The 26,727-nt window shown below is 56.6% G+C and carries 23 protein-coding genes and 2 tRNA genes; 15 read left to right on the top strand and 10 right to left on the bottom strand.

The annotated features are described in order from the left end of the window. The first annotated feature begins 202 nt into the window (after window positions 1-202). On the top strand, window positions 203-1,108 hold the full coding sequence (locus Abin_RS08855; protein WP_048846045.1) for a delta(1)-pyrroline-2-carboxylate reductase family protein: 906 nt from the start codon (window positions 203-205) through the stop codon (window positions 1,106-1,108). A gap of 159 nt (window positions 1,109-1,267) precedes the next feature. Continuing rightward, window positions 1,268-1,876 (top strand): GcrA family cell cycle regulator, encoded by a 609-nt coding sequence (locus Abin_RS08850; RefSeq protein WP_048846043.1) that lies wholly within the window; start codon window positions 1,268-1,270, stop codon window positions 1,874-1,876. 97 nt (window positions 1,877-1,973) lie between these two features. On the opposite strand, the gene Abin_RS08845 is transcribed toward Abin_RS08850, so the two are convergent. Continuing rightward, on the bottom strand, window positions 1,974-2,696 hold the full coding sequence (locus Abin_RS08845) for a bactofilin family protein (RefSeq protein ID WP_174766826.1): 723 nt from the start codon (window positions 2,694-2,696) through the stop codon (window positions 1,974-1,976). Between the two features lie 198 nt (window positions 2,697-2,894). Between Abin_RS08845 and Abin_RS08840 the strand changes: the two genes are divergently transcribed. After that, window positions 2,895-3,893 (top strand): adenosine kinase, encoded by a 999-nt coding sequence (locus tag Abin_RS08840; RefSeq protein ID WP_048846334.1) that lies wholly within the window; start codon window positions 2,895-2,897, stop codon window positions 3,891-3,893. Window positions 3,894-3,920: 27 nt separating this feature from the next. Here the strand turns inward: Abin_RS08840 and rnd are convergent, their stop codons facing one another. After that, entirely contained in the window at window positions 3,921-5,129 is a 1,209-nt protein-coding gene (gene rnd, locus Abin_RS08835) for a ribonuclease D (protein WP_048846039.1), read from the bottom strand. A 128-nt stretch (window positions 5,130-5,257) separates the two neighbouring features. Between rnd and queF the strand changes: the two genes are divergently transcribed. Beyond that, on the top strand, window positions 5,258-5,728 hold the full coding sequence (queF, locus tag Abin_RS08830) for a preQ(1) synthase (protein WP_048846037.1): 471 nt from the start codon (window positions 5,258-5,260) through the stop codon (window positions 5,726-5,728). Between the two features lie 304 nt (window positions 5,729-6,032). Here the strand turns inward: queF and atpC are convergent, their stop codons facing one another. Genes atpC through atpH form a run of 5 tightly spaced genes read right to left on the bottom strand, consistent with a single transcriptional unit; the run spans window position 6,033 to window position 11,001 of the window. Beyond that, window positions 6,033-6,440, bottom strand: coding sequence for an ATP synthase F1 subunit epsilon (gene atpC / locus Abin_RS08825; RefSeq protein ID WP_048846035.1), 408 nt, complete (start codon window positions 6,438-6,440; stop codon window positions 6,033-6,035). 27 nt (window positions 6,441-6,467) lie between these two features. Then, the gene (gene atpD, locus Abin_RS08820; RefSeq protein ID WP_048846033.1) at window positions 6,468-7,940 is read right to left on the bottom strand and encodes a F0F1 ATP synthase subunit beta; all 1,473 of its coding nucleotides are present in this window, start codon (window positions 7,938-7,940) and stop codon (window positions 6,468-6,470) included. A gap of 31 nt (window positions 7,941-7,971) precedes the next feature. Next, window positions 7,972-8,868, bottom strand: a complete 897-nt coding sequence (locus tag Abin_RS08815; RefSeq protein WP_048846030.1) for a F0F1 ATP synthase subunit gamma — start codon at window positions 8,866-8,868, stop codon at window positions 7,972-7,974. Window positions 8,869-8,884: 16 nt separating this feature from the next. Continuing rightward, on the bottom strand, window positions 8,885-10,417 hold the full coding sequence (gene atpA, locus Abin_RS08810) for a F0F1 ATP synthase subunit alpha (RefSeq protein ID WP_048846028.1): 1,533 nt from the start codon (window positions 10,415-10,417) through the stop codon (window positions 8,885-8,887). Beyond that, window positions 10,417-11,001, bottom strand: a complete 585-nt coding sequence (gene atpH / locus Abin_RS08805) for an ATP synthase F1 subunit delta (RefSeq protein ID WP_048846026.1) — start codon at window positions 10,999-11,001, stop codon at window positions 10,417-10,419. The genes atpA and atpH overlap by 1 nt, the downstream gene beginning before the upstream one ends. A gap of 227 nt (window positions 11,002-11,228) precedes the next feature. Here atpH and Abin_RS08800 point away from each other — a divergent pair, with 227 nt between their 5' ends. After that, window positions 11,229-11,390, top strand: coding sequence for a hypothetical protein (locus Abin_RS08800; RefSeq protein WP_158319906.1), 162 nt, complete (start codon window positions 11,229-11,231; stop codon window positions 11,388-11,390). A gap of 44 nt (window positions 11,391-11,434) precedes the next feature. Here Abin_RS08800 and Abin_RS08795 read toward each other — a convergent pair. Then, window positions 11,435-11,508, bottom strand: a tRNA-Gly gene (locus Abin_RS08795). A gap of 223 nt (window positions 11,509-11,731) precedes the next feature. Between Abin_RS08795 and Abin_RS08790 the strand changes: the two genes are divergently transcribed. The 4 genes from Abin_RS08790 (at window position 11,732) to Abin_RS08775 (ending at window position 14,606) form a co-directional block, all read left to right on the top strand. Then, window positions 11,732-11,808, top strand: a tRNA-Trp gene (locus tag Abin_RS08790). A 121-nt stretch (window positions 11,809-11,929) separates the two neighbouring features. Then, window positions 11,930-12,124: a preprotein translocase subunit SecE gene (secE, locus tag Abin_RS08785; protein ID WP_048846024.1), complete on the top strand. Its 195-nt coding sequence runs from the start codon at window positions 11,930-11,932 to the stop codon at window positions 12,122-12,124. 9 nt (window positions 12,125-12,133) lie between these two features. Then, window positions 12,134-12,664 carry a transcription termination/antitermination protein NusG gene (gene nusG, locus Abin_RS08780; protein WP_048846022.1) on the top strand — a complete coding sequence of 177 codons (531 nt, stop codon included), beginning with the start codon at window positions 12,134-12,136 and terminating at the stop codon, window positions 12,662-12,664. 307 nt (window positions 12,665-12,971) lie between these two features. Next, complete coding sequence (locus Abin_RS08775) at window positions 12,972-14,606, top strand: NAD-dependent malic enzyme (RefSeq protein WP_048846020.1); 1,635 nt, start codon at window positions 12,972-12,974, stop codon at window positions 14,604-14,606. Between the two features lie 135 nt (window positions 14,607-14,741). Here the strand turns inward: Abin_RS08775 and Abin_RS08770 are convergent, their stop codons facing one another. After that, complete coding sequence (locus tag Abin_RS08770; RefSeq protein ID WP_371862208.1) at window positions 14,742-16,781, bottom strand: alpha/beta hydrolase family protein; 2,040 nt, start codon at window positions 16,779-16,781, stop codon at window positions 14,742-14,744. 278 nt (window positions 16,782-17,059) lie between these two features. Here Abin_RS08770 and Abin_RS08765 point away from each other — a divergent pair, with 278 nt between their 5' ends. Both Abin_RS08765 and Abin_RS08760 read left to right on the top strand, forming a co-directional pair. Continuing rightward, on the top strand, window positions 17,060-17,644 hold the full coding sequence (locus tag Abin_RS08765) for a DedA family protein (RefSeq protein WP_048846330.1): 585 nt from the start codon (window positions 17,060-17,062) through the stop codon (window positions 17,642-17,644). After that, window positions 17,641-18,591 (top strand): SDR family oxidoreductase, encoded by a 951-nt coding sequence (locus tag Abin_RS08760; RefSeq protein WP_048846018.1) that lies wholly within the window; start codon window positions 17,641-17,643, stop codon window positions 18,589-18,591. The genes Abin_RS08765 and Abin_RS08760 overlap by 4 nt, the downstream gene beginning before the upstream one ends. A gap of 8 nt (window positions 18,592-18,599) precedes the next feature. On the opposite strand, the gene Abin_RS08755 is transcribed toward Abin_RS08760, so the two are convergent. Continuing rightward, entirely contained in the window at window positions 18,600-20,960 is a 2,361-nt protein-coding gene (locus Abin_RS08755; protein WP_048846016.1) for a helicase-related protein, read from the bottom strand. A gap of 486 nt (window positions 20,961-21,446) precedes the next feature. On the opposite strand from Abin_RS08755, the gene Abin_RS08750 reads away from it, so the two are divergent. The 4 genes from Abin_RS08750 to Abin_RS08735 all read left to right on the top strand — a co-directional run bounded on the left by Abin_RS08750 (window position 21,447) and on the right by Abin_RS08735 (window position 26,657). Further along, window positions 21,447-22,304, top strand: coding sequence for a ferredoxin--NADP reductase (locus Abin_RS08750; protein WP_370684435.1), 858 nt, complete (start codon window positions 21,447-21,449; stop codon window positions 22,302-22,304). Window positions 22,305-22,356: 52 nt separating this feature from the next. Beyond that, entirely contained in the window at window positions 22,357-23,754 is a 1,398-nt protein-coding gene (gorA, locus tag Abin_RS08745; protein ID WP_048846009.1) for a glutathione-disulfide reductase, read from the top strand. 154 nt (window positions 23,755-23,908) lie between these two features. Continuing rightward, a complete protein-coding gene (locus Abin_RS08740) occupies window positions 23,909-25,285 on the top strand; it encodes a dihydroorotase (RefSeq protein WP_048846007.1) in 1,377 nt (458 codons plus the stop codon). Between the two features lie 22 nt (window positions 25,286-25,307). Continuing rightward, window positions 25,308-26,657 (top strand): Hsp70 family protein, encoded by a 1,350-nt coding sequence (locus tag Abin_RS08735; RefSeq protein ID WP_084593549.1) that lies wholly within the window; start codon window positions 25,308-25,310, stop codon window positions 26,655-26,657. Window positions 26,658-26,727 lie beyond the last annotated feature (70 nt).

Here is a 26,727-nt window from a genome sequence, read left to right as displayed (position 1 = left end):
TTCCTTTGATCTATATGCTATCAGGTCTGTCTTTGCCGTCATATCACGCTCACGTCACACTCTGGCTTTGTCTGACAGTCACAGTCTCATCTTTTCCAGTCTGATAAAATATCTTATGCGTCATATCGAACGCGCAATAATGCAGTTGCGGATAAGATCAGACCCGCTGTTTTAAGTATCTTTATTTTGGGGGAGACACCGCATGCAGTCCTACTCAGCGTCAGAAACGCGTGCCTTATTGCCTTACCCTGCTTTGCTGGATGCTCTTGCCCGCACGATGCAGGACTATGCGGCTGGTCTCATACGTTGCCCGGAGCGCCTGACTGTCGGTGCACCTGACCGATCAAGCGTGCTTATGACCATGCCTACCGCTAGCAAGGATCTGCTGGTTACCAAATTGCTGACCATCTGTCCGGACAATGCCGGGACAGAGCACCCCACCATTCAGGGAATTGTCACCTGTGCGGACGCCAGAACCGGCGTTTTGTTATTCTCACTTGATGGCCCAACGGTCACCATGCGCCGTACCTCTGCCGTCAGTCTGCTGGGCATAAAACTTCTGGCGCGCAGACCTGTAAAAAAGGTGCTGATTATCGGCACGGGGGCACAGGCTGTTGCCCATGTTGACGCCCTTTCGACCCTTTATCCTGACGCTAACGTGCATATCCGTGGTCGCACGCCAGACCGTGCCACGATGTTCTGCCAACGGCATAGCGCACCCAATTTCCCCCTTCACCCCGAACAGCCGGGTGAGCACCCTTTTGACGTTATTCTAACTGTTACAGCCAGCACGTCGCCTCTATTTGACAGCATGCCCAACCCAGACTGTCTGGTCATAGGTGTTGGGGCATACCGCCCAGACATGATTGAGGTCGGGCCACAGATTGTGCGCAACAGTCTGCTCTATGTCGATGACCCGATTGGCGCACCCACAGAAGCTGGGGACCTGATTCAGGCAGGTATTGACTGGCAGACTGTACGCCCTCTGGCTTCCGCTTTGACCACGCACCCACCTGAAAATAGCCCTGTCTTTTTCAAATCCGTTGGGTGCGCAGCGTGGGATCTGGCGGCGTGCGCTGTGGTTGCGGCCTCTGCGTCCGAAAGCTGAAACGCGTATATAGGGCACTCTTTTCAAATATCATTCAGGTCTATGCGTAAGATTTTGCTGCTTTCTCCTTGAGATAGCTCGGCTCTCGCCCTAATATGCGCGCAATCGGAAGCTCCCAGCTTCCCCTTGTTCGGTGATAAAGTGAAAAGGTGCCTGTGAATGGAGTGGACCGAGGATACAATCTCCCGGCTCAAAGAGCTCTGGGCGGAAGGCCTTTCGACAGCGGAAATAGGCCGTCGGCTCTCCATCACTAAAAATGCCGTGGTGGGCAAGGCGCATCGCCTTGGTCTGCCTGCGCGTCCATCACCCATTCGGCGTGGTGAAAAGAAAGCCGCCCCTGAGGTTGCACCGAAAGCAACGGTTGCAGCGACCACAGTACCACCATCAGCCGATGCCAAAACGGTGGAAACGGCCCCTGCTGCCTCTGCTGCCTCTGCTGCCCCGGAAAGTGTAGTAGCGGCACCTGTTCAGGCAACGCCAGCGGCAGCACCCGCCACACCACAGGCGGCTGTGCAACCTAAAGTGGCCAAGGTGGAAAAACCGGCGGCACCCCGTGCGCCCGTAAAACCCAAGCCGCTTCCCCAGCGTATTTCTGACCCCGAGCCAAAAAAACGACGTGGCCCGACCTGCTGCTGGCCGATTGGTGACCCAGGCACACCTGGATTTCATTTTTGTGGTGCGGTCCCGCTGCCGGGTAAACCTTACTGTGCCGAACATGCACAGATTGCTTACGTTAAACTGCGCGACCGGCGCGATAACGTCGCGTAACTCATGCGCTTCAGCCCCATTGTGGGGCTGACTTTCAAGCCCCTTGACTGCCTGATGTCTCCATCAGGCAGTCAAGGGCACTAAGCCCTTAAAACAATCAGGCTTCGCTTTTTTCCTGCACAGGCGCAGAAGATGGCTTGGATGCGCTATCATCGCTCAGCATTTCCAGCTGACCGGTAATCTGGCCACCATCTTCAACCTTCAGGCGACGGCAGGCTGCCTTGCCCAGCAGACGACCTGTTGCACGCAGCGTCAGGCTGCCACGGGCTGTCAGGGAACCATCAACCGTTCCGGCAATTTCTGCGTTTTCAACTTCTACGCCACCACGGAACAGACCACCCGGCATGACAACCAGTTCCTTGGCTGTAATCATGCTGGATTCAACAGTGCCTTCCACAACCAGACGTTCTGCATCCTGCACGGTGCCCTGAACGCTGATGCCCCGACCAACAACCAGCGTACGCTGTTCCGGTACGTCTTTTTTAGGCTGTGCTGCCTGCTGCTGTGGCAGGCCACGGGCGGCGGCGGCACCCGGAATAGGCGGAACAGACGCGCCAGGAGAAAGCGGGGAACCGGGAGGAAGTGGTGCACGACCCATGGAGGTCTCCTTTGTTGTGTCAGGAGTAGAAGGGGAAGCCGGAGACACGCTGCTGCCAGCAGCAGGTGGCGTTGAACCGGCCTGGGATGAGGATGGAAAAATAGTACCGTATCCACCTGCCGGACGGGCGGCGCCAGACGGGCTGGCGTTCTGACCCGGAGCGGGTGTTGCTGGTTTGGTTTCTTCAGGTTTGCGTCTTCTGAACAAGAACACCCCCGCCATGCTGGCTGTCGTGAAACGACAGCGGTTTACTGACCCTGTAACTGCCCGCGTCGATCCATCTAGCCGGCATCTCAAATTGTTATACAGCCGACAGGACTAGCGGCAAGCATCCCTTACTGCTTCCTGTTGCCCTTTTTGTGGCAGCAAGGTACCGAAAGGGCCGATACGTTCATTTTTTTCAGGAAAACTTACAAAGCCATGACTGTTTCTGAAGCGAAATACGACATTCTGGGCATTGGCAATGCGATTACAGATATTTTAGCCAATGTTGAACCTTCTTTTCTACAGCAGCAAGATCTGACACCCGGCAGCATGACGCTGATTGATGCCGCCCGCGCAGATGCACTGACGGCTGCCCTGAAAACAGAACGTGTGATGGGTGGCGGGTCTGTTGCCAACACCTGCGTTGTGGCCGCCCAGTTTGGCGCACGCGTTGCGTATCTGGGCAAGGTGGCCCGCGATGCGTCTGGGGAAAAATTTGCCCTGGACCTGCGTGAAAACGGCATTACCTTCCCATCTACCCCGCTGGATGGCCACACTTTTGAAAACCTGCCCACAGCCCGTTGCATTGTGATGGTGACCCCTGATGGCCAGCGTACCATGGCCACCTATCTGGGGGCCTGCACCTATTTCACGCCAGATGACGTCATTCAGGAAACGATTGCGGCTTCAAGCATTGTTTATCTGGAAGGCTATCTGTTTGACCCACCGCACGCGCAGGAAGCCTTCCGTCGCGCTGCGACACTCGCACACCAGAACGGGCGTCAGGTTGCGCTGTCTTTATCTGACCCGTTCTGCGTTGGCCGCCACCGTCAGGCGTTCCTTGATCTGGTACGAGGGCACATTGATATCCTCTTCGCAAACGAAGACGAAATCTGCGCACTTTACGAAACTGAAGATTTTGAAACAGCAGCCAGACACACACAGGAAGATACGACGCTGGCAGCCCTGACCCGTTCAGGTCTTGGCAGTGTGATTATTCACGATGGTCAGATGATCAAGGTTGACCCGGTACCGACACAGGTTGTGGACACAACCGGCGCGGGCGACGCCTATGCCGCTGGCTTCCTTGCTGGCCTGACATCTGGGCGTACGCTGCCAGAATGCGGCCGTCTGGCATCTGTCGCTGCATCTGAAATTATTTCCCATGTTGGGGCACGGCCACTGTCCAACATCTGGCAGGAAATGGGCTTCTAAGAAGCCCTTGTTCCGGTCCTCTTCCTCTCAGCTTTGAGAAGAAGGGGACTCGCTGGGCGTAAGGGTCACTCTGCCTTTTTTCACGGCCAGAGCAATTTCACCGTTACGCAGCGCTAGGGCCGAATCTCCAAAAATACGCTTGCGCCACCCAGAAAGCACCGGGTTAGGCACTGTCGGGTCAAGCGCCAGAGCTTCCAGATCATCCATCGATGCCACTAGTTTCGGGGCGACGTCATGGTCTTCGCAACAGGTTGTCAGCAGAACTTTCAACAATGCCATAAGGGCGGGGGAAGGCCGGGGGGCGTCCTTGCTGCGGCCTTTTGGCAAACGTGGCAATTCAGAATCTGGCAAAGCTTGTGCCGTCTTTACGGCCTCAAGCAACCCTAGCCCTGTACGGCCTTCAGCCAACCCTCGGGTAACACCGCGCACACGCGTCAGATCATCAACCGTTGCTGGCACAGTTGCTGCTATTTCAAGCAGGCTTTCGTCCTTCAGTAGACGCTGACGCGGCACGTTAACACGCTGGGCTTCCCGTTCACGAAATGCCGCAACAGCCCGCAGGATACCAAGCATACGGCGGTTGTTGGTTCTGGCCCGCAGACGTTCCCACTGTTTTTCAGGATCAGCCCGGAAGGTCGCCGGGTCAGCCAGTTCAGCCATTTCGGCTGAGACCCACTCCAACCGTTTTTCCTGCTCCAGTTTTTTCACAAGCCGTTCGTACACCAGACGCAGCCATGTGACGTCTCCCGCAGCATAGGTCAGCTGAGCAGGCGTCAGCGGACGCGCTGACCAATCTGTAAAACGGTGACTTTTATCTATGGAATGTCCAGTCAGGGAGCCAACCAGGCTGTCGTACCCCACCTGATCTCCATACCCGGCCACCATAGCGGCGACCTGTGTATCGAATACCGGCGTTGGAAGAGCATCAAACAGATACAGGAAAATTTCCAGATCCTGCCGCGCTGCGTGAAACACTTTCAGGACGGCGTCGTCTGCCATCAGTTCAGCCAAAGGCGTCAGGTCTAAGCCTTCCGCCAAAGCATCAATCAGCAGCACATCCTGTTCGCCGCCAATCTGCACCAGACAGAGTTCAGGCCAATATGTGCGCTCACGCATGAACTCGGTATCAATGGTCAGAAACCGCTCATGACGCAAACGGACAAGAGAGTCTGCCAGATCTTGCGTCGTTGAAACGAGACGGGGCTTGGGAAAAACGGGATCAGAGGATTTGGCCATACAACCTTCATACACAACCTGCGCGGAAAAAGAAGCGGACCGGCATCTGCCATGCCTGAAAAGCTTGACGAAATGGCTCTGACCTTCGACATGCTGACACCATCAGACCAATAACGAAAGCAATCCGCATGACCCGCCCCGATGACGGCAGTTCAGCCCTGACCCAACTTGGCCGCCACACGCCAGCCCCCAACAACCCGGAAGACGCCGTGCTGGAACGGGTACCCGCGCCCTATCCCGGCAAAAACTATCTGGTTCGTTTTACGGCCCCGGAATTTACCTCCCTGTGCCCTGTCACCGGCCAGCCAGACTTCGCGCATATTGTCATTGATTACGTGCCAGACCAGTGGATTGTTGAAAGCAAGTCGCTCAAGCTGTTCCTGACCAGCTTTCGCAACCACGGTGCCTTCCATGAAGCCTGCTCTGTGCAGATCGCTACCACCCTGGTTGATCTGCTATCCCCTGTATGGCTACGCATCGGGGCCTATTGGTACCCACGCGGCGGTATTCCGATTGATGTTTTCTGGCAGACAGGTGCCCCACCGGCCGATGTCTGGATTCCTTCCCAAGACGTTCCAACCTATCGCGGCCGAGGCTAACTTTTTCTCGACTGGTAGGGCCTCAAGAGTTTTCTTGAGGCCTTAGCTGCCTATCAAAGCCTGTCAAAGCAGAAAACTCCTATCCTTACGGAAGGCGCTTGAGTCTCGCTAAAGCCTGATTCGGGTTGCATCAGTTTTGTTGTTGAAGGGCGCATGTTTGGAGAAACCCGTTCGTCGAGAGGCAATACCCAACATGGCCACTAAAAAAAAACGGTTCTCTCTTTTTGCACCCATAAAAAAAAGCCACCCGAAGGCGGCTTTTTCCTGTTTCCTCTCTGATCTTTGCCGATAGCCAGACAGAGATTTAGTGAGAAGAACCTGCTTCGATTTCTGCCCGCACAGCAAGAATTTTATCCTGCAGGACATCCAGACGAGACATATCGCTTTTATCAGCTTTGTCCCATGCTTCTGTCAGAGCTTCGAGCTGGGCCGTCGCATTGTCAATTGAGATCTCGCTAACAGGCTCAGCCTTGTCAGCCAGAATGGTGCAACGCGTAGCCGTCATATCTGCAAAACCGCCGCCAACAAAGAAGCGATCGGTTACAGCGTCATTCTCGTACAGAGAAACAACGCCACCACGGAGCAGAAGCATCATGGGCGCATGCTCAGGCATGGCGGCGATATCGCCTTCCGCACCTGGCATAACCACCATATCGACTTCACGTGACACCAGAACCTTTTCAGGGCTGATAATCTCGACCTTGATAGGCATTGATGTGCTCCTTCCCGAAATCGGCTATTAGGCCGATGCTCTCAGTTTTTCAGCTTTGGCAACAGCTTCTTCAATGGTGCCAACCATGTAGAAGGCTGCTTCTGGCAGGTCATCATATTCACCAGCACAAATTGCCTTGAAGGAGCGAACGGTGTCTGCCACTGCAACCAGCTTACCAGGCGCACCGGTGAACACTTCTGCCACATGGAACGGCTGAGACAGGAAGCGCTGGATACGACGTGCGCGCGCCACGATCAGCTTATCGTCTTCGGACAGTTCATCCATACCCAGAATGGCGATGATGTCCTGCAGGGATTTATAGGTCTGCAGAATACGCTGCACTTCACGGGCCACGTTGTAGTGTTCTTCACCCACAATGGCGGGGTCAAGCGAACGGGATGTGGAATCCAGCGGATCAACAGCCGGGTAAATGCCCATTTCAGCGATGGAGCGGTTAAGAACCGTCGTTGCATCCAAGTGAGCAAAGGTTGCGGCAGGGGCCGGGTCGGTCAAGTCATCAGCAGGGACGTAAACGGCCTGCACGGACGTGATGGAGCCCTTCTTGGTGGACGTAATACGTTCCTGCAGCGCACCCATTTCGGTAGCCAGCGTAGGCTGATAACCCACAGCTGATGGAATACGGCCCAGCAGAGCAGATACTTCAGAACCAGCCTGCGTGAAGCGGAAGATGTTATCCACGAAGAAGAGAACGTCCTGATTTTCTTCGTCACGGAAATATTCTGCCAGCGTCAGACCAGTCAGAGCCACACGAGCGCGGGCACCCGGCGGTTCGTTCATCTGACCGAATACCAGCGCCACCTTTGAACCGTCGGTTGCGTTGTCTTCACCCAGTTTGATAACGCCAGCATCCTGCATTTCGTAATACAGGTCGTTCCCTTCACGGGTACGTTCACCAACACCAGCAAACACGGACACACCACCGTGCGCCTTGGCGATGTTGTTGATCAGTTCCTGAATAATAACGGTCTTGCCAACACCGGCACCGCCGAACAGACCAACCTTACCACCTTTAAGATAGGGGCACAGCAGGTCGACAACCTTGATCCCGGTCATCAGGATTTCAGAAGCGGCTGCCTGTTCGTCAAAAGACGGGGCATCACGATGAATCGGCGCGCGACGGGCTGTTTTGATCGGGCCTTTTTCGTCAATCGGCTCACCGGTGACGTTCAGGATACGACCAAGCGTTTCCGGGCCAACCGGCACGGAGATCTGTGAGCCAGTGTCAAGCACTTCTGCCCCACGGACCAGACCATCTGTGGTGTCCATGGCAATGCAGCGCACTTCGTGCTCACCAATTTCCTGGGCCACTTCAAGCACCAGCGTCTGATCACCCAGCTTTACGTGAAGGGCGTTGAGGATTTTCGGCAGTTCACCTTCGAACTGCACATCAACAACCGGCCCTTTGATCTCGGTAATGCGGCCAACAGCATTGGTCTTCGTGGCCGCAGGGGCCTGGGTCTGGGTTGTGGTATCCGACATGGGTCAGCTCCTGCGGGGCAAACGAGCGGGCTCAGACAGCCTGTGCGCCCGAGATGATTTCGATCAGTTCGTTAGTAATATTGGTCTGACGGGTCCGGTTATAGACCTTGCTCAGACTGTCGATAGAGCGGCCGGCGTTGCGCGTGGCGTTATCCATGGCCGTCATGCGGGCACCGTTCTCACCCGCTGCTGTTTCCAGCAACGAAGCGTAGATCTGAACCTGCAAGTTTTTCGGAAGCAGCATTGCCAGAAGCGTTGCTTCATCCGGTTCAAATTCGTACTGGGCCACATCGCCCGCAGTATCCGAAGCAGAGGATTTGACTGCGGTGTCATCCATAACCAGCGGCACGAGCTGCTGGCAGGCGGGAACCTGCGTCATGGCGTTGCGAAACCTGTTGAACACAAGTGTACAGACGTCAATTTCGCCCGCTTCCAGCAGCGCGTTGATCTTGTCACCAAGACTGCTTGCAGCAGAAAACGGAACGGTTTTCCCGCTGACACCGATAACCTTATCAATGATAAGGTTACTGTATTCGCGAGAGAAATAGTTCAGGGCACGGCGGCCAACAGGCAGCAGCTTAACGGTTTTGCCTTCAGACTGAAGCCGACGGATGGTCTGCTGCGTCAGGCGGTGCACATTGGCGTTGAAGCCACCGCACAGCCCACGATCACTGGTGATCGGAATAAGCAGATGAACCTGATCACGCCCTGTCCCGGCCAGAAGACGCGGACCGCCTTCTTCCCCCGTGGCAGCGCCTGCCAGTTCCGCAAGCATACGGCGCATGGCCTCTGCATACGGGCGGGCAGCTTCAGCACTTGCCTGGGCGCGGCGCAATTTTGCGGCCGCGACCATTTTCATCGCGCTGGTGATCTTCCGTGTCGATTTGATACTTCCGATCCGGGCGCGGAGTTCCTTGAGGGAAGCCATGACTGCTCCTGCTGCCTCAGCCGAAGTTACGGTTGAAGGTGGTCAGATATTCAGTCAGACGCGCTTCCGTTTCTTTGGAAATCTGACGATCTTTCACAATGGCGTCCAGAATGTCCTTGCCAGCGTTCCGCACATCTTTCAGCAGAGCCTGTTCCCAAGAAACAATCTTATCAACAGCGATACCGTCAATGAAGCCACGGGTCCCGGCAAACAGAACCACAACCTGCTCCGCCACTGTCAGCGGTGAAGACTGGGGCTGCTTCAGCAGTTCAACCAGACGGGCACCGCGTGCAAGCTGCTTCTGGGTAGCCGGATCAAGATCGGATGCGAACTGCGAGAACGCAGCCATTTCACGATACTGAGCCAGTTCCAGTTTGATTGAACCAGCAACCTGCTTCATGGCCTTGATCTGCGCGGCAGAACCAACGCGGGACACAGAGCCACCAACGTTAACAGCCGGACGGATACCACGGTAGAACAGATCGGTTTCCAGGAAGATCTGACCGTCTGTGATGGAGATCACGTTGGTCGGGATATAAGCGGAAACGTCACCTGCCTGCGTTTCGATTACTGGCAGAGCTGTCAGAGAGCCGGCGCCGTGGGCGTCAGACATTTTTGCAGCACGTTCCAGCAGACGGGAGTGCAGATAGAACACGTCACCTGGATAGGCTTCACGACCTGGCGGACGACGCAGCAGCAGAGACATCTGACGGTAAGCCACAGCCTGCTTTGACAGATCGTCATAGCAGATCAGGGCATGCATACCGTTGTCACGGAAATATTCGCCCATGGCGCAAGCAGCGTACGGAGCCAGATACTGCAACGGAGCCGGATCAGACGCTGTTGCGGCAACGACGATGGAATATTTCATCGCGCCTTTTTCTTCCAGCAGACGCACAAGCTGTGCAACCGTGGAACGCTTCTGACCAACTGCAACGTAGATGCAGTAAAGGGACTTCTTGTCGTCGCCTTCGTCATTAACCGTTTTCTGGGCCAGAATGGTGTCTGTCAGAATGGTGGTCTTACCCGTCTGACGGTCACCAATCACCAGTTCACGCTGGCCGCGACCAACAGGAACCAGAGCATCAATGGCTTTAATGCCAGTCTGCATTGGTTCGCTGACGGACTGACGCGGCATAATGCCGGGTGCCTTCACTTCAGCACGACGCATCACAACATCGGTGAGCGGACCCTTGCCGTCGATCGGGTTGCCCAGACCGTCAACAACGCGGCCCAGCAGACCTTTGCCGGTGGGCACTTCAACCACGGCACCGGAACGGCTGACCGTGTCACCTTCACGGATGTTGGTGTCGTCCCCGAAAATCACGATACCGACGTTATCGCTTTCCAGGTTCAGCGCCATGCCTTTCTGGCCAGCAGACGGGAACTCAACAAGTTCGCCTGCCATAACATTCTGCAGACCGAACACACGGGCAATACCGTCCCCTACGGACAGGACAGTGCCAGTTTCGACAACATCGGATTCCTTGTCGAACGAAGCAATCTGCTGCTTGAGGATATCCGAAATCTCTGCGGGACGGATTTCCATCACGCGGCTCCCTTCATGGCGTAATGCAAACGAAACAGGCGGGTCTGAAGACTGGCGTCATAAAGCTTTGCCCCCACACGCACGACGAGACCGCCGAGCAGGGAAGCGTCAACACGCTCACGAACTGTGACACGGGAATAACCGGCTTCAGCCAGACGAACCTGGAGTTGACCACGTTGTGCCGGGGTCAGCGGCTGGGCGGATGTCACCTCAGCCACGACTTCACCACGACGGCCAGCTGCCAGCGCATCCAGCGAAGCCAGAATACGGCGCAGAACAGGCAGGCGGCGATTATCAGCCACAACGCCAACAAAATTTCTAATGATCTGGCTGAACCCCTGCGCTTCCAAAGCTGTCAAAACAGCTTTGCGCGACACGAGGATATCCAGCCGGGTATCGGCAAGAACAGTGCGCAGCGGCGCGCTTTCATCAATCAGGCGACCAAGGGCCGCCGCTTCATCAAGCACTGCATCAAGCTGCTGCTGATCTGCTGCGAATTCATACAGCGCAGTTGCATAACGGCCTTCTAGACCGTTGGCAGCAAAAGCAACCGGTTGTGCTGTCGTTACGCCCGAGGCCACCACTTTTTAGGCTCTTTCCTTCTGTGCGCGCCGGCATTCCACGTCATGACTCCGCCTCTGGCTCCGTTGAAGCCACAAGCATGCGTCGGCGCGGCCTCTAGCATGCTGAAACACACCACGCAACCGGATGTATAAGGCTAATTTTAATATTGAGGATGTTTCTGCCTTCTTTCGGCAGAAAAACGTCTTATGGGCTTCCCCAAAGGCACCCATCATGATGGAGACGGCCAATGCGGAAATATGCTCACGCTGCACACCAACCAGAAGCCATTGCACGTCGTCACAAGACACAGACGCTTACGACGAATCCATGGTTGTCGCGCCTGTTTAACCACAACACCCAAAATGCTGCGTGCGCCCTGATCGACTACGGAGCATGCAAGCGTATCTAACGTGCAAAAGCGCTGTGAAGAAAAACTTATTTTTTAGGAAAAACTGGAGCGGACGGAGGGAATCGAACCCTCCTCGGTAGCTTGGAAGGCTACAGCATTACCACTATGCTACGCCCGCGCTTTCAGTTGTGGCTCTTTTAGCCCCAGACACCCGTAATTTGCAAGCCCCTGCATGGGCCGAATTTTTAGCCTTTTTTATTTAAGCTGCACGATATCGCGTTCTGCCTCTTGACTTTATGCTCACAACATATTTTGTTCCGCCTCCAGCGAAGGTCTCGCACGGCTGGTCAGGCTGACGGTTTTCCGTTATACCCGACTGACAGTGACGGCAGTCGCGTTGCAGGGGTGTAGCTCAATTGGCTAGAGTGCCGGTCTCCAAAACCGGAGGTTGTGGGTTCGAGACCCTCCACCCCTGCCAGCTAACGCTGGCTGGAAAATTCGCTGCCCAGGCAGCATTTCCTGACAGAATTGAAAAGTTTTCAGGCTGAACTGCCTGCCCGTTCCTTGTTTCGGGCCAGTCAGCGGAGAGAGGATAGTTCGTGTCGGTCAGTCCCGGTAAGTTTCTGCGTGATGTGCGTGCCGAGGCCGAACGGGTTACGTGGCCCACCCGCCGCGCCACTCTCATCACAACGGGTGCTGTTCTTGCCATGGCAGGGCTTGCATCTGTGTTTTTCTTCGTCGTTGACCAGTTGATTGGTCTTGGCGTGCGTCAATTGTTCGGACTGGGAGGCTGAGGAAACGACATGGCCAAACGTTGGTACGTGGTCCACGTCTATTCGGGCTTCGAAAAGAAAATCGCGCAGCATATTCGCGAACAGGCTGAACAAAAGGGTCTGGCTGACCATATTGATGAAATTCTGGTTCCGTCAGAAGAAGTCATTGAAGTGCGCCGTGGCCAGAAAGTTAACGCCGAGCGCAAGTTTTTCCCCGGCTATGTGCTGGTGAAAATGGAAATGACTGACGAATCCTGGCATCTGGTCAAGGATACGCCAAAGGTCACGGGCTTTCTGGGCACCAGAAACCGTCCCACCCCCATTTCCGCCGCAGAAGCTGAACGGATTATGCAGCAGACGGCTGAAGGCATTCAGCACCCACGGTCTGCCGTTACATTCGAAGTGGGCGAGCAGATTCGTGTGGCCGACGGTCCATTCACATCCTTCAATGGCGTCATTGAAGAAATTGATGAAGAAAAAGGCCGCCTGAAAGTCAGCGTTTCCATCTTTGGTCGCTCGACACCGGTTGATCTGGAATACGGTCAGGTTGAAAAGCTCTGATCTGTTTTTCTCATCTTTTACACGTTGAGCTGTTTTAAAAGGTGGCCGTTTTGGCCGCCTTTTTTATTGTCTGCTTTTCATCTGTTTTACAGGGCTGCAACTTTTCGGATCGCATTCCGTTTGCTGAAGCAGCCGTTATTTTCTGAAAAAATATTTCACACTTCCTTGTAAAGCATAGCTCCGTCTTGAAAACGTCAAACTGAGCCCTCTAGATGTTTGGTACGTTCTCTCACCATCCTGTGGCGGTCTGAGCCACTAGTTATCAGGGTTTGCAGACCGCCTGTTTCACTTTGCAAAAAGGTTTGCCATGCCAACCTCCACCCAGCCGCATGCACGGGGAATGTCCCTGCTGAATGATGCCCGACTGAACAAGGGTACTGCCTTCACAACTGAAGAACGCCGCCAGTACGGACTTGAAGGCCTTTTGCCTACGCATGTTGAAAGCCCGGAACGGCAGGTGGAGCGTGTGCAGCGGCATCTGGATGCCAAACCGAATGACCTTGAACGCTATATCTATCTAAGCGGCCTGCGCGATCAGAACGAGACACTGTTTTTCAGGGTTCTGATGTCCAACCCCGCCAAGTTTGTGCCCATTGTTTATGCACCCACTCTGGCAACGGTCTGCAAGCAGTTCAGCCACATCTACCGCCGGCCACGGGGGATGTATATCAGCCTGGAAATGAAGGGCCGTATTGAGGAAGTGCTGCGCAACTGGCCTGTAGAAGACGTGCGCGCCATTTGCGTGACAACGGGCGGCCGCATTCTGGGGCTGGGTGATATTGGTGTGAACGGTATGGGAATTCCCATCGGCAAGCTGCACCTGTACACCGCCTGCGGCGCTGTGCCGCCTGATATTCTGCTGCCCATCCAGCTTGACATCGGTACTACCAATTCGGCTTTGCGCGCTGACCCACTTTATCTTGGCCTACGGCGTGAACCACCATCCGAAGATGCGCTGGATGAGTTTGTGGAAGAATTTATTCAGGCTGTGCGGACTGTCTTCCCACGCTGCGTTATTCATTTCGAAGACTGGAAGGGCACAGATGCCATCCGGTATCTGGAAAAATATCAGGATCGCATCCGGTGCTATAATGACGATATTCAGGGCACGGCGGCCGTTACGCTGGCTGGCCTGATTACCGCGCTGAAAATCAAAGGCGAATCGCTGGCAGACCAGCGCATTCTGTTCCTTGGTGCCGGTTCATCCGGTCTGGGCACGGCCAATATGCTGGTTTCGGCCTTCAAACAGCAGGGATTGTCAGAAGAAGAAGCCATTGCACGCATTACGCTAATGGATGTGAACGGCCTTCTGGAAACATCACGCACGGATCTTTCCCCCCAGCAGGCCCGCTATGCCAAGACGCTGCCTGCCTCCAAAGATCTGCTAGCAATGGTGAAAACCATCAAACCAACTGTGCTGGTTGGTGTTTCCACCGCTGGCGGGGCCTTTACCGAAGATGTGGTGAAAGCCATGGCGGCCCTGAATGAGCGGCCCATTATTTTCGCACTGTCCCTGCCGGAGAAAAATGCCGAATGCTCAGCCGAGCAAGCCTACACATGGTCTGACGGTCGCGCATTATTTGCCGGGGGGATTCAGTTTCCGGAATTTACGCTGAACGGCAAAACCTTCTATCCAGGTCAGGCCAATAATTTCTACATCTTCCCGGCGTTGGCACTGGCGGTTTATGCTACCTGCCCGGATATTATTACCGATGAAATGGTGATTGAATCGGCCCGCGCTCTGGCTGATCAGGTTAGCCCCATTTCACAGGAACGCGGCCGCCTGTTCCCGCCGCAAAGCGACATTCTGGAGGTCTCCATCACCTCGGCGACGCGTATTGCGGAGTTCATTTTTGATCAGGGAGCCGCCACAGTAGAACGGCCGCAGGATATTCGCGCATGGATTGAAAGCCTGACGTATTCGCCACGCTACCCAAGCTGACATTCGCCCCCTTTCTTAGGGGCGTTGAATAAGACCTGAAGAACACAAAGGCCGATTCCCTGATCTGGGGAATCGGCCTTTGTGCTTCTAAACGCGGACTAACCCGCGCGATTCTGAAACGCTGCGCCCCTTACCTCATGAAGCGGAGAGCGTGCCGTTAGGATCCGCTGCGGGCTGGAAACCAAAAATACGACCGTAAAACGCCAGTTCCTCTGTGAAGGCCTGCCGGATTGTTGCCTCCTGCCTGAACCCATGCCCCTCGCCGGGAAATTCATGCAGCGTGCAGGGCGTGCCAGCTTCCTTGAGTGCATCCGCCATGGCGTAAGCCTGCCCTGGGGGGACAACTTTATCGTCCATCCCTTGCAACAGCAGCACGGGAGCGCGAATTTTCTGCGCAACTGACAAGGGGGAACGCGCCACGTAAACCGATTCGGCTTCTGGCCACGGGCCGATCAATCCATCCAGATAACGGGCCTCAAACTTATGGGTTTCGGCTGCCAACGCACGAAGGTCTGTTACCCCGTACAAACTTACCCCCGCCGCAAACAAAGGGGATGACGCCAGAGACACCAGAACCGTCATACCCCCCGCACTTGACCCACGAATCGCGATTCGCTGTGGGTCGATCCGGCCTGTGGTGACCATGTGCTGGCAAGCAGCAATGCAGTCTTGCACATCCACCACGCCCCAGTTGTTTTTCAGCCGTTCACGCCAGTCACGCCCGAAGCCGGTTGACCCCCCATAATTGACATCAAGCACGGCAAACCCGCGAGACGTCCACCATTGCACCTTGAACGACAATCCCTCCTGCGCGCGGGCGGTCGGGCCACCATGCACCAGCACAATCATGGGCGGTTGCTCGCCCTCCGGCACGCAAAACCGGCTGTTGGCGGGCGGATAGAAAAATGCGTGGCCAAGGGGTGGGCCATTTTTTTCAACCGGGAAGCGAATCGTCTCGGGCCGCGAAATATCAGCAGCATCCAACGTCAACTCGGCAGAACGGCGCACAACGGTCTCCACCCCTGTCTGCACAGAGCCCACAACAACCGTGGGAAGAGCATCTGGCGGAGCCTCCAACCACGCGAATCGTCCATCAGAAAGGGGAACCGGGCATTGGTCAGGATGGGCTGAAAAGGCCGTCGTCTGCCCCGTATTGGTTACGGACAGGCATTGCGTCACGCCTTCTCGTACCGCCAAAACAAGGGTGATGCCACCCGGTAGAGGCTGATAACTCCGCTGCCCGAAAACCCAAGCCGGTTGACCAATTTCGCCTTCGGGCATGGCACATGCAGTTAGACGACCGGACTCAGATTCGGGGTTGTTTGCATCAGCCTGCCAATTCACATGCCACACGGTCCAAACGCCACCTCGGTCGGATACCACATGAAGATGGCCTTCTTCCGTCCAGCGTGGTTCGAGAACCGATTCGGACGTCTGCTTGCCTGCTAAAATACGGTGATTCGCGAGGCCATGAATCTGCCCCTGATCATTTCTAACCACATCAGCCAGACACAGCCGCGTTGCATCCCACGGCATGTTCGGATGATCCCACTCAATCCAGGCAAGATACTGACCATCAGGAGAGAGCGCGGGCGAAGACAGAAAATCTGGCCCGGTATACAGCACATGCTCTAACGACGCAGTCTGCTGGTCACGTGGTACAGAAACCGCGACCAACGCCGCTTTTGCTTCCCGGGCCGCACGATGGTCTTCCCTGACAGCCAAGAGGGTATGAGCCGAGGAATCAAAACGCAGGTCGGCGTAACGGAGCCCCTCCGCCCCAGCCACCTGCACAGGGACGCTGGCACCTGCGGAAAGGAACCATAGGCCACCCGTTCGCTTATCAGAAAAAGCGACCTGCCCGTGTCTTACGGCGTATGCGCCTCCGCCATATTCATGCACACGGGTAGCGACATCGTACTCTGAAGGGAGGACTTCCTGCACACCCATTTTCTGACCCCACCGCATCAGGACAGTGCGTCCTTTTTCAGAGGGGCGACGCTCCAGCCAATAGACCTGATCCCCGTCCGTGCTGACTTCTGACAGGGAGAGCGTTTTGCCAGCCACCAGATCTGCCGTAACGCGAGACGGCCAACTGCCACAGGGCAACGGCTGCCGCCCAGTTTCATCTTGAACATTCTGCGTCAACGGCGGGGACATCGGGGCATCCGGCATAAAAAGCTCCATAAAGATCGTATGTGTGCATCTAACGTCTGGCAGTTATAGCATGCAGACTCCGTCGTCAGAGAAACCCTCCCTCGGCCTGCTTCTTCCTCCGCCAGATACGCGCCAGACTTGACACTCCGCAGCCAACGCGGTTCCTCCCTGAAACCCCCTGACCAGCCAGAACTGGATGCCCTGCTCTGCTACACGCTCTTGAATCCTTTTTTTCGCTTCAGCATCTGAACGTCCTGTTCTCCCAATACGGTTATGCTGTGGTGGGTGTTGTGGTCATGCTGGAAAGCATGGGGCTGCCCCTACCAGCCGAAAGTCTGATCATTACCGGGGCGTTGTTCTGTGCCACCACGCATAAGCTGCATATTGAAGGCGTGATTATCGCTGCGGTGGCAGGGGCCATCATGGGCGATAATTTCGGGTATTTGCTGGGGCGGGCGCTGGGCCTGAGGTTGCTGCAGAAATACGGCCCCAAAGTGGGCCTGACCCCTGAACGCCTGCTGCTTGGCCGGTATGTGTTTTTGAAGCATGGCGGGTCGGTTGTGTTTTTTGGCCGGTTTATTGCGGTTCTGCGTATGTTCGTCGCACTTCTGGCCGGGGCGAACCATATGCCGTGGCACACGTTTTTATGGCACAATGCGTTAGGGGGCGTGTGTTGGGCAGGCGGATATGCCTTCTGCACCTACATGCTTGGCAATGAAGTTCTGAAACTGTCTGGCCCGTTGGGAATAGGGATAGGAGTCTGCGCCACCGTTATTATTGGCGCGTCCTTCCTTTTCCTGAAACGCAATGAGAAACGCCTGACGGAGGAAGCCATGAAAGCGGCAGAAAAAGACGAACGGTTGCGGATTACACCATTATGATTGGCAAGCATGAATGGGCTGTCACAGCCCGGCAGCCCAGCCTTCAGGGCAAAGTGGCTCTGGTCACCGGTGGCAACAGTGGGCTGGGGTTTGAAGTCGCCTGTGGTCTGGCCATGCGGGGTGCCCGTCTGCTGCTGCCTGTACGCAGCAGCGCGCGAGGACTGGTTGCTGTTGAAAACATCAAGACGCGTTGCCCCAACGCGGTCATTGATCTGCTGACGCTTGACCTGACGTCTCTGGAATCTGTCGCCGCCTGTGCCGCCAGCGTGACGCACCATACCACCCGGCTGGATTTTCTGATTAACAATGCAGGCGTCATGGCCCCTGCCCGCAGGCAGGAAACCAAAGATGGGTTTGAACTTCAGTTCGGCACCAATCATCTGGGTCATTTTGCGCTGACCTACTATCTGCGCGGCCTGCTTGAAGCTGCAACGGGCGGGGGTGTGGTGGTCACTGTGGCCAGTCTGGCCGCGTGCAAGGGCAGCATCCAGTTTGATGATCTGCAATTTCGCCACCGCTACAGCCCTTTCGGCGCTTACCAGCAAAGCAAACTGGCCAATCTACTGTTCGCCCGTGAACTGGCGCGCCGGGCAGGCGAAGGCGGCTGGAACCTGCATTCACGCGCTGCACATCCCGGCTGGTCTTCAACATCCATTATCGCCAATGGCCCTGCGTCTGCATTACCCGGACCATTGAGCAAAATTGAGCAGGTTCTGGGCACCGCTGTCTTGCGGGTTATGGGGCAGTCTGCTGCACGCGGGGCAGAGCCTTTGCTGTATGCCGCACTTTCCCCCGCTGCGCGGGATGGGGATTATTATGGCCCCCAAGGGCGGGAGGAGCGCCGTGGCCAACCCGGCCCCGCCCACGTTCCGCCTGCTGCCCTGAAAGACAGCACGGCCGAGCGGTTGTGGGACGTTTCAGAACGACTGACCGGGCTAGGCTGGTAAGGCTCCCTTTACGTCCGGTCGCGTTTGGAACCACCGGTGCTGCGGGTGCGGCTTTGCTGCCGCAGCACACTTTCAATCCACTCATTCAGTTTACGAGTCGTTTCTTCGGCTTCTTCCCGGTCCGGGTAGAAATCGGGGAAACGAAGCGCAAGCCAGCGCCAGGCCACCAGTCGCTTATGGCGTTTTTCAGCACGTTCCAATTCTTCCCGGCTGGCACGCTCACTTGGCGGCAGTCGGCCTGTACCGGGGGGTAAAACCCTGCGCCCGGCAGCGTGATCTGCCGCCCAGCCCACCAGACGCCTGATTCCGTTATCACGGTCATCTACCGGGCACATGGCGTATGACCAACGCGTCGTCAGGTCGAGCCCATCGACCCCTTCAAGGGCCGAGGCAATGGCGAATGCCTGCTCCATATCCGCAAGGCGGTAATTGGGGTCATCCTTGCGCAACACCGCCCGATGAATCCGTGACAGAACGCCATACAGACTTTCCGACCCGATTTCAGAAGCAACGGCTTTCACAATGTCCGCATCGGGCTGAACAAAGGGCCGCAAATCTTCAGGCAGTTCAGCATCAGCCTCCAACTGCCGACGGATAAATGACGGGCTGCCTGCACCAGCCAACACGGCCACGGTGCCGACCTCATGCTTGCCGTACCGGCCAGCACGCCCCCCAATCTGCTTGACCTCCTGCACTGTCAGGTCACGCGTCTGCTTGCCATCAAACTTTTTAAGGGCTGCAAAAACCACGCGCTTGATGGACAGGTTGAGCCCCATGCCAATAGCATCCGTGGCGATAAGAATGTCCGCCCCGCCTGAATTGAATCGCTGGGCTTCCGCCCGCCGCACTTCAGGGCTTAGGGCTCCGTAAACAACGGCGACGCGCCGACCGTGCTGCATAAGGGCCGCCCGCAGATCAAGCACTTCCCGGCGGGAGAAAGCGATCAACGCATCCCCGGCGGTCAGATCGGTCAGTTTGACGGGCTGTGCTGCGGCACGGAGGGGGCTTTTCCGTTCGAGCGAAATTTCATCCAAAGGGTCGCCACAAAGTTCAGCAATCCGCCGCACCATGGGAATACAGTCTGGCGCGCCCAATACATACAAATGCCGGGCGGGCGCCCCCATAATAGCGGCCGTCCATGCTGCCCCGCGGTCTGTATCAAACAGCATCTGGGCTTCATCAATCACCGCTACATCGACGGGATTGTAAAACGGACACATCTCGACCGTAGCCGCCAAGTGGCGGCTGGAGGGAACAGGAATGCGTTCCTCACCCGTCGCAAGAGACGCCTCGACCCCACGTGCGGCCAAAGCCTCACGAAATTCATGTGCAAGAAGACGCAAAGGAGCCAGCGCCAGCCCGCTTTCGGCCTGCGCCAAGGCATTTAGCGCCGTATAGGATTTTCCGCTGTTGGTCGGGCCTGTCACCAGTGTGATACGCCGGTTAAGCGAACGCGCCGTGCGAAAGTGGGCCGCATAGCGGTCAAGTGCCGCAACACGGGCAATGACAGCGTTGGCAACCTTTCGCCCCATATCTGGCTGAAGTTTGGTACCGCCCGAGCCAACCGGCAGCCCACCAGCCCGCCATTCTGGCAGCTGGTCACGCAGGGCTATCAGTTCAGCCGGATCAAACTCCCACCGTTCGCGCCCACCCGATTCGCGTACCTTTCGGGCCACTGGCAGACGGTTTTCGGCAATCCACCGCAGGGCTTCCTTGTGCGAACACCGCAGAATCCGGGGAACGTCCTTGAATAAAACAAGGCTTTCTTCCCACGATTGCAGGCGTTTCTCTTCCTGCTGGCGTTTTTCCTGCGCGGTACGCTCAATGGTATGCGCAATTTTCTGCCGCTGGGCTTCTTCCTGCCGCGCTGTGTCCAGAAAGGAATCGCCTTCTGGCAGGCCAAACGCCACGGCAATCGCCATAAGCAGCAGATCAGTCTGACCGGGGGACAGCACACGCCCGGTATCCAGCAGATCTGCCTGAATGGCTTCAAAAACAGCTTTTGGCGTCTTCGCATAAGACCGCAGGCGTTCCTCGGCCACAGGGGCCAGAGCACGCTCAAGATCTGCGTCCCCCGCTTCGGGCTGGGTTATGGTGCCAACTGCCTGCTCTATTTCATCGCGCGTGACCCAGATACGGCCAGAACGGCGTGTCAGATCAACCAGACGGGAAATGCGTTTCTTGCGCCGCACAACGCACAGAATGGAGCGGAATGTCTCATCCGGAATATCCCGTGCGCCGGGTTCAAGAGCGCGGGCAACACGGCGCAGAACTTCCTGCTCTTCCTTGGGTTCGACCTCCAGCCCGGTGCGGACTGTAACATGGACAAACGCCTCACGCGCGGGCGAGGCAAAAGGTTCTGACGTCATCCTTTACTCATGCGTCATCCTGCCGCGCGGAACAATGCCTCTGATAGCAAAGCGGCCTGATTTCACGCCTGCGTCACATCGCAAACACGCGGGCCGTGCTGCACAATAGAAGATTCACGCGCAGCATTGGCATGATGCACGCGAAAACCGGAGTCTCACCCTGAACATCCCACTGATTGAAGACGTGCTTTGTTTTAACCGTAACCCATTGTTTTAAAATACAAATCCCCCAAACCACGCAGAGGAGGAAGAAGACACGTGATGAATTTGCACTGGCATCCGGCTGCGTGACCCCTTAGAAACGCCGCCACGACTAGACAACGCGCCTCGAAATACGCCCATACGCCGGTCAGGACTCCTCCCCGAACCTGCGGGCTGATAACGGGGCTTTTTCTCTTGATCTGCTGCAAGCGGAGTATAAAGCGGCCCATGTCTGAAACCATGCCAGAAACGCAGACCGGAACTTTTTCTGATATTCTGCCCAAAATGTCTGCTGATGAAGTGCCCACAGGGCTGCTGCCAGTAGAAGGGCAGGACGGTGTATGGCACCTTGCGCCGCCCACAAAAGAATATGGTCACCTGTACCCGGCAAAAGTGCTGACGGTGCATCACTGGACCGACCGTCTGTTCAGCTTCACCACCACGCGTGACCCCGGCCTGCGCTTTGAAAACGGTCAGTTTGCCATGATCGGCATTGAACTGAACGAAAAGCCGCTGCTGCGCGCCTATTCTCTGGCATCCCCGAACTATGAAGATGAACTTGAGTTCCTCTCCATTGCAGTGGCGGATGGTCCGCTGACATCCCGCCTGCGCCATGTGAAAGTGGGTGACACGGTTCTGATTGGCCGCAAGCCGACAGGCACCCTGATTCTGGACAACCTGCGTCCGGGCCGGAACCTGTATTTCCTGTCCACCGGCACTGGTCTAGCCCCGTTCATGAGCCTGATTAAAGACCCAGCCTGCTATGAAAAATATGATCGCGTCATTCTAAGCCACACCGTGCGGCTTTCTGGCGAACTGGCCTATTACAACCACATTCGCCACGAACTGCCGGAACACGAATTTCTGGGCGAGGATATTGCCGCCAAACTGCTGTATTACCCGGCCGTGACGCGCGAAAACTTTGCCGTAACGCACCGTATTACCAAGCTGATTGAAACCGGGCAGATTTTCACTGACCTCAACATCCCGGAACTCGACCCTGAACACGATCGCGTCATGATCTGTGGGTCACCGGAAATGCTGGCCGACACGGAAGCCCTGCTTCAGGCCCGCGGGTTTGACGAAGGCAACATGTCCAACCCCGGTTCTTACGTAGTAGAAAAAGCCTTCGCTGGCCGCTAAGAGGTTTTTCTACTTCACTTTTTCTGAACACCCCCGTTAAGGAGCCCGCACCATGGCGCATGAGTTTGATCTTCTAGTCATTGGTGCGGGTTCCGGCGGGGTTCGGTGCGCGCGCATTGCCGCGGGCCATGGTGCCCGTGTGGCGGTTGTTGAAAGCCGCCACTGGGGTGGCACCTGCGTTAATCTGGGCTGCGTGCCCAAGAAGCTGATGGTTCAGGCCAGCGAATATGGTGACATGGTGGAAGACAGCCACGCCTTTGGCTGGACAAGCACCCGTGGCACCCATGACTGGGCCAAGCTGATTGCCGCCAAAGACAAAGAAATTACCCGCCTGAACGGCATTTACGTCTCGATGCTGGAAAAGGCAGGCATTACACTGCTGACAGGCCATGCACGGTTTGAAGATGCCCATACCGTCCGCATCGAGCCCTCTCCCCTTGCACCCGATGAACAGCCCTTCACGGTCAAGGCCAGACATATTGTCATTGCGACAGGGTCCACCCCCGTCAAACCGGACATTCCGGGGGCAGAATTTGCCATTACGTCTGATGAAGCCTTCCATTTGCCTACCCGCCCGCAACGGGTGGTCATTGTCGGCAGTGGCTATATCGGGCTGGAATTTGCCGGTATTTTTGCAGGCCTTGGTTCAGAGGTTGATCTGGTTTACCGTCAGGATCTGCCGTTGCGTGGGTTTGATGAAGACATGCGCGCCGCCATGAAAGAGGCCATTACGGCCCGCGGTATTACACAGCATAGCCATGCTTCCCCTACCCATATCCGTAAAGAGGGGTCAGGCTATAGCGTTACGCTGGATAACGGCCAGACGCTTGAAGCCGATTGCGTTTTCTTTGCGACAGGCCGTCGTCCCAAAATCGATTCTCTGGGGCTGGAAACAACGAAGGTTGAAACGGCTGATAACGGCCGTATTAAGGTCAACAGCAAGCGTGAAACAACGCAGCCCGGTATCTATGCCATTGGTGACGTTACCGACCATCTGAACCTGACGCCTGTGGCCATTGCCGAAGGCCATAATCTGGCAGACCGCCTGTCTGGCAAGGAAACGCCACGGTCTTGGTCTTTGCGCACCACCCCGAAAGCTGTGTTTTTCTCCCCCCCTCTGGCAACCGTGGGGCTGACGGAAGAAGAGGCGACACACCACGGCGCGGTTGATGTCTACTTCACGCGCTTCACACCCATGCGCCATACACTCAGTGGCCGCACAGACCGCAAGACCGTCATGAAGCTAGTGGTCGATCAGGCCAGCCAGAAAGTGGTGGGGGCGCATGTGCTGGGGGATGACGCCGCAGAAATGATGCAAGGCATTGCTGTGGCCGTGACAGCAGGCCTGCGAAAGGTCGATTTTGATCGCACAGTCGGGATTCACCCGACATCGGCCGAGGAACTGGTCACGCTGCGCACCCGCACACGGGAAACACCGGCCATTAACTGACCCTCCGCCCTGCTCTTTTCATTCTATGGGGAGTCTTACGGGCTGCCGCCACATTATCCGTTGACGCTTCAAGCGCTGGCCGCCAGAAAAATGGCGACCAGCGCTTTTTCTACGCGTTATCCCGTCTTTTGCCCCTGCATACAGGAAATGCTTCATGCCCCAGTCCAGCAGCACCCCCGGTAGCGCAGCCGCTACGGCTCATGATTCGTACGATCTGGTTCTGAAAGGTGGCTCGGTTGTGCTGCCTGATGCCACGGTGGTGGCAGATGTGTATGTACGCAATGGCCTGATTGCCGCCATTGGGGGCAGCGGCACCGCTGCGCGCGAACTGGACTGCACGGGCCTGACCATTCTGCCAGGTGTGATTGATACCCAGGTTCATTTTCGCGAACCGGGGGCTGTTGAAAATGAAGATCTGGAATCTGGTAGCCAGGCCGCTGTGCTGGGTGGGGTAACGGGCGTTTTTGAAATGCCCAACACAAAACCTACGACCTCAACGCCTGAAGCTGTGGCCGATAAACTGGCCCGCGCCAAAAACCGTATGTGGTGTGACCACGCCTTTTACGTCGGGGCCACAATCGACAACGCAGACCAGTGTGGTGAGCTTGAGCAGCTTCCCGGCACGGCAGGCATCAAGGTGTTCATGGGCTCCTCCACCGGTAATCTGCTGGTCTCTGAAGATGATATGCTGGAGCGTGTGCTGCGTTCTGGCCGCCGTCGCGTCGCTATTCATGCGGAAGATGAAGCCCGCCTGAAAGAACGGATGGACCAGCGTATTGAAGGCGATCCGTCCTCTCACCCTGTCTGGCGCGATGATGAAACCGCCCTGCGGGCCACGACCCGCGCCCTGCGCCTTGCCCGCAAGACAGGACGCCGCGTGCATATCCTGCACATCACCACACCGCAGGAACTGGCATTGATTTCCCAGCATCGCGATATTGCGAGCGCCGAAGTCACCCCCCAGCACCTGACGCTTGCTGGCGAGGAAGCCTACGCACGGCTTGGCACATTCGCGCAGATGAACCCGCCCATCCGTTCCGGTGCGCATCGTGACGGGCTATGGCACTGGGTCAGTCAGGGCATGCCTGATATTATTGGGTCAGACCATGCGCCCCATTCTCTGGAAGCGAAGGGGAAGCCTTATCCGGCGTCTCCCTCCGGCATGCCGGGGGTGCAGACCTTGCTGCCACTGATGCTGAACCACGTTGCCAACAACCGCCTGACGCTGCGGCGGCTGGTTGACCTGACATCCGCTGGCCCGCAGCGGTTGTTCGGTCTGGTACGCAAAGGCCGTATTGCCGTTGGTTATGATGCCGATTTCTCGATTGTGGATCTGAAAGCCCGCTGGACGCTTGACCAAAGCTGGCTGGCGTCAAAATGTGGCTGGTCCCCCTTCACCGGGGAAACGTTGATGGGCCGCCCGGTTGGCACCATCATTCGGGGGCATCAGGTCATGTGGGAAGGAACTCTGGCCGACAAAGCCGTGGGCGAACCCCTGAAATTTGACGCAACAGACCGCCCCGCCACCTGAAAGCCAAGCAGTCCATTTTTCCATGACCCCGACCACATCTGCACAGCATCCGGGTGGCTCTGCCCCGGATGCCTCTTCTGCTGCCCCAGCCGACGTGCGCTCTAACCGGCTTAAGCTGGGCATTGATTTTGGCACCACCAACAGTGTTGTGGTGCTGGCCCATCCCGACGGGAAAACGGAAACCCTTCAGTTCCGCTTCCCCGATCATGCTGACTCTGACACCTGCCGCACGCTGCTCTGCTTCTGGCAGGATGAAGTTGGCTCCCGCATTGTGCAGCAGGAGGCCATCGGGGCCGCCGCCATTGATGCGTATCTGGAAGATCCAGCGGAATCCCGCATGATCATGTCCATGAAGTCCTATCTGGCGCAAAAATCATTCCGGGAAACGCAGGTTTTCAGCAAACGCCTGACACTGGAAATGCTGATTGCGCGCTTTCTGTCCAACCTGATGCGGGCTGTTGCCATTGATCCGGCCAGTGTCAGCGTCACAGTCGGTCGCCCGGTGGAGTTTGCTGGCGACTTCCCCGATGACGCATTGGGGGCACAACGCCTGCGGGACAGTTTTACCGCAGCAGGTTTCCCGTCCGTTGCGCTGGCATGGGAACCGGAAGCCGCAGGCTGGCGCTTTGCCCAACGCCTGCAAACCCCAACGACTATTCTGGTGGGTGACTTCGGCGGCGGCACAAGCGATTTCTCCGTCCTGCGCTTTGACCCGACACGCCCCGGCCACGCCGAACCGTTGGGCCATTCCGGCGTGGGCATTGCGGGCGACCAGTTTGATTACCGGATTCTGAACACCGTTGTCGCTCCGCTTCTGGGGCGGGATTGTACCTATCGCGTCATGGGTGGCGAACCCCTGCCCGTGCCGATTGAATGGTATGCCAGCCTTGGCCGGTGGCACCGTCTGGCATTAATGCGCACACCCCAGACCTTACGCGCGATGGAAGACGTGGCCCGCACGGTATCCGAGCCTGAAAAGCTGCGGGCCTTGATTGATCTGGTGCAGGATCAGCAGGGACAGGCACTTTATCGCGCTGTCGGCGCAGCAAAAAATGCACTGTCGTCTTCTGACAGCACGGTGCTGACCTTCCGCCACCGTTCCTTCAAAGTTGAGCAAACGATTACCCGTGCGGACTTTGAAAGCTGGATTGCCCCTGATCTGGCCCAGTTTGACACCGCCGTTGATCAGGCTTTGGCCAATGCCGGTCTTTCTGCCGCTGATATTGATCGTGTGTTTCTGACAGGCGGAACGTCCTTTGTCCCCGCAGTACGGAACCTGTTCCTCACCCGCTTTGGTCAGGACAAGGTGGATATGGGGGGAGAGTTTGTCTCTGTAGCTGAAGGTCTTGCGCTTATGAGCGGCAAAGCCTGAAGAGGTAGCCTGACACCGACAAGGCTTCGGGCTTCGGGCTTCGGGCTTCGGGCTTCGGGCTTCGGGCTTC

This window comes from Acetobacter indonesiensis (assembly GCF_000963945.1).
Lineage (GTDB): Bacteria > Pseudomonadota > Alphaproteobacteria > Acetobacterales > Acetobacteraceae > Acetobacter > Acetobacter indonesiensis.
This window is presented reverse-complemented; position numbering and strand designations above follow the sequence as displayed.

Bases quoted from the DNA above. Each gene is read 5' to 3' on its own strand.
- Abin_RS08770 (WP_371862208.1), bottom strand. From the start codon at position 16,781: ATGCCGGATGCCCCGATGTCCCCGCCGTTGACGCAGAATGTTCAAGAT.
- Abin_RS08800 (WP_158319906.1), top strand. From the start codon at position 11,229: ATGCGGAAATATGCTCACGCTGCACACCAACCAGAAGCCATTGCACGT.
- Abin_RS08845 (WP_174766826.1), bottom strand. From the start codon at position 2,696: ATGGCGGGGGTGTTCTTGTTCAGAAGACGCAAACCTGAAGAAACCAAA.
- Abin_RS08755 (WP_048846016.1), bottom strand. From the start codon at position 20,960: ATGACGTCAGAACCTTTTGCCTCGCCCGCGCGTGAGGCGTTTGTCCAT.
- atpA (WP_048846028.1), bottom strand. From the start codon at position 10,417: ATGGAAATCCGTCCCGCAGAGATTTCGGATATCCTCAAGCAGCAGATT.
- Abin_RS08850 (WP_048846043.1), top strand. From the start codon at position 1,268: ATGGAGTGGACCGAGGATACAATCTCCCGGCTCAAAGAGCTCTGGGCG.
- nusG (WP_048846022.1), top strand. From the start codon at position 12,134: ATGGCCAAACGTTGGTACGTGGTCCACGTCTATTCGGGCTTCGAAAAG.
- rnd (WP_048846039.1), bottom strand. From the start codon at position 5,129: ATGGCCAAATCCTCTGATCCCGTTTTTCCCAAGCCCCGTCTCGTTTCA.
- Abin_RS08750 (WP_370684435.1), top strand. From the start codon at position 21,447: ATGTCTGCTGATGAAGTGCCCACAGGGCTGCTGCCAGTAGAAGGGCAG.
- Abin_RS08765 (WP_048846330.1), top strand. From the start codon at position 17,060: ATGCTGGAAAGCATGGGGCTGCCCCTACCAGCCGAAAGTCTGATCATT.
- Abin_RS08855 (WP_048846045.1), top strand. From the start codon at position 203: ATGCAGTCCTACTCAGCGTCAGAAACGCGTGCCTTATTGCCTTACCCT.
- Abin_RS08760 (WP_048846018.1), top strand. From the start codon at position 17,641: ATGATTGGCAAGCATGAATGGGCTGTCACAGCCCGGCAGCCCAGCCTT.
- Abin_RS08740 (WP_048846007.1), top strand. From the start codon at position 23,909: ATGCCCCAGTCCAGCAGCACCCCCGGTAGCGCAGCCGCTACGGCTCAT.
- atpD (WP_048846033.1), bottom strand. From the start codon at position 7,940: ATGTCGGATACCACAACCCAGACCCAGGCCCCTGCGGCCACGAAGACC.
- atpC (WP_048846035.1), bottom strand. From the start codon at position 6,440: ATGCCTATCAAGGTCGAGATTATCAGCCCTGAAAAGGTTCTGGTGTCA.
- Abin_RS08735 (WP_084593549.1), top strand. From the start codon at position 25,308: ATGACCCCGACCACATCTGCACAGCATCCGGGTGGCTCTGCCCCGGAT.
- gorA (WP_048846009.1), top strand. From the start codon at position 22,357: ATGGCGCATGAGTTTGATCTTCTAGTCATTGGTGCGGGTTCCGGCGGG.
- queF (WP_048846037.1), top strand. From the start codon at position 5,258: ATGACCCGCCCCGATGACGGCAGTTCAGCCCTGACCCAACTTGGCCGC.
- Abin_RS08815 (WP_048846030.1), bottom strand. From the start codon at position 8,868: ATGGCTTCCCTCAAGGAACTCCGCGCCCGGATCGGAAGTATCAAATCG.
- Abin_RS08775 (WP_048846020.1), top strand. From the start codon at position 12,972: ATGCCAACCTCCACCCAGCCGCATGCACGGGGAATGTCCCTGCTGAAT.
- Abin_RS08840 (WP_048846334.1), top strand. From the start codon at position 2,895: ATGACTGTTTCTGAAGCGAAATACGACATTCTGGGCATTGGCAATGCG.